The organism is Aeromonas sp. 604176 (assembly GCF_049170755.1).
In the GTDB taxonomy this organism is placed as follows: Bacteria; Pseudomonadota; Gammaproteobacteria; order Enterobacterales; family Aeromonadaceae; genus Aeromonas; species Aeromonas veronii_A.
The window spans coordinates 1-2,009 of sequence record NZ_JAAKNE010000230.1 but is presented as its reverse complement, the minus strand read 5'-3'; the positions used below and the strand labels follow the sequence as shown (position 1 = coordinate 2,009).

Annotated in this window: 2 protein-coding genes; both read right to left on the bottom strand. The window is 58.8% G+C overall.

Going from position 1 to position 2,009, the window contains the following annotated elements:
• On the bottom strand, positions 1-1,136 hold a 1,136-nt coding region (gene proV / locus G5358_RS20920), incomplete at its 3' end, for a glycine betaine/L-proline ABC transporter ATP-binding protein ProV (RefSeq protein WP_421324863.1).
• A 555-nt stretch (positions 1,137-1,691) separates the two neighbouring features.
• Positions 1,692-2,009: dihydrofolate reductase (locus G5358_RS20915; RefSeq protein WP_421324861.1), on the bottom strand; the 318-nt coding region annotated here is incomplete at its 5' end.

The window sequence follows — 2,009 nt, the reverse complement described above, 5'->3', positions numbered from 1 at the left end:
TAAGTGCCATCCTCCTCGACCACGGGCACCTGACAGGGGGCGGCCGCCACCTGGCTGATCAGTTCGTTGAGGGCGGTGTCCGCCATAATGGGCCGGATGTCCGCCAGCAGCGCCTGCTCCAGGCTGCCTTTGGCCCTGACTGCATGACCGAGCGACTCCACCGAGACGACCCCGATGAAGCGACGCCGGCGATCCACCACGTAACCGAACTCCCGCTCCTGCTCCTTGAGCTGGCGCAGGGCGTTGCCCGGCCCGTCGGTGGTGTGCTTCTTGATGAGCGGCATCTGCTTGCGGCTGGCCACGTCGCGGGCGCTGAACACGTTGGCCAGATCCACCCCGCGAAAGAAGGCGCGCACATAGTCATTGGCGGGCTGGTTGAGGATCTCGTCCGGGGTGCCGACCTGCACCAGCTGGCCGTCCTGCATGATGGCGATGCGATCGCCGATACGCATCGCCTCGTCCAGATCGTGAGAGATGAAGACGATGGTGCGCTGCTGGCTGGCCTGCAGCTTGAGCAGCTCGTCCTGCATCTCGGTGCGGATCAGCGGATCCAGCGCCGAAAAAGCCTCGTCCATCAGCAGGATGTCAGGGTCGTTGGCGAGTGCGCGGGCCAGGCCGACCCGCTGCTTCATGCCGCCGGAGAGGGCATCGGGGAAGGCATCGATCCACTGACCCAACCCCACCTGATGGAGCGCCTGGCGGGCGCTCTGCTGGCGCTCCGCCAGCGGCACACCGGCCAGCTCCAGCCCGAAGGCGGTGTTTTCCAGCACGCTCAGGTGCGGCATCAGGGCGAAGGACTGGAATACCATGCTGATCTTCTTGCGCCGCACCTGACGCAGCTCGCCGTCGGAGATGGCGGCGATGTCCTCGCCATCGATCAGTACCTGGCCGCGGGTCGGCTCGATCAGCCGGTTGAAGAGACGCACCAGGGTGGATTTGCCCGAGCCGGAGAGGCCCATCACCACGAAGATCTCCCCTTCGTCGATGGCCAGATTGACATCCTGGACCCCCAGGGTCTGCCCGGTTTTTTGCAGGATGCTGGCGCGGTCATGCCCTTTCGCCAGCAATTTGAACGCTTTTTCCGGCTGATCGCCGAAGATTTTGTAGAGTGATTTAACCTCGAGTTTGACTGTCATACTGTCCTTTTTTCATGGTCGACATCTTGGTGATTAACCTGCCGAACGCGAGCCAACTGCTTTTTACACTAAGCAATAAACACCCAAAACAAAAGAACCAATAGAGTCCCCAAAAGCAAACCACAAAATAAACAATTGATTTTAAAAAGTTATTTTTATCAATAAAAACCGAACAAAGCCTGGTCTTATCCATAAAATCTTCCATATAAAACGAAGATGCACTGGGAAAAATCATTCAAAAACAATCAAAAAAGCGCAAGAAAATGCAGGTTAATGACGGTAACTGTGTGACGCGCCATCCAGATAATCAACAGCGACCAAATAATTACATATCTAACCATTTATTGGTCACAATGAGGACAGATTGGGGGACAAGAAAAGGAGCAGAGGAGGGGCAGAGCAGAGGATGAAGGTGCGTTCACACGCCGCGATGAGATCGCCCTGCCACCTCTGGACAATCGGCCTGCTGGCACGGAGCTTCTGGCAAATAGCCCGTGCGAAAAAAGCCCCTTGTGCAACACAAGGGGCTATCAGCCAGAGCGGTAACGCCGCCCGTCAACGCCGCTGCCAGGTTTCGAAACAGTAGAAGTGGGGATTCTTCTCGTCAGGCTGATGTGACTCGCGCTCGATGCACGACCAGTCGCCCTCGTCGAAGGCCGGAAAGCGGGTATCACCCTCCACCGCCAGATCGATGCGGGTCAGATAGAGCCTGTCGGCCCGTGGCAGCAGCTGGCCGTAGAGATGACCGCCTCCGATCACCATCAGCTCGGCCACGTCACTGCCGGCCAGCAGCGCCAGCGCCGCGTCCACCGAGTCGATCACCTCCACGCCGTCGGCCCGGTAGTCGGGGTTGCGGCTGATCACCAGATTGCG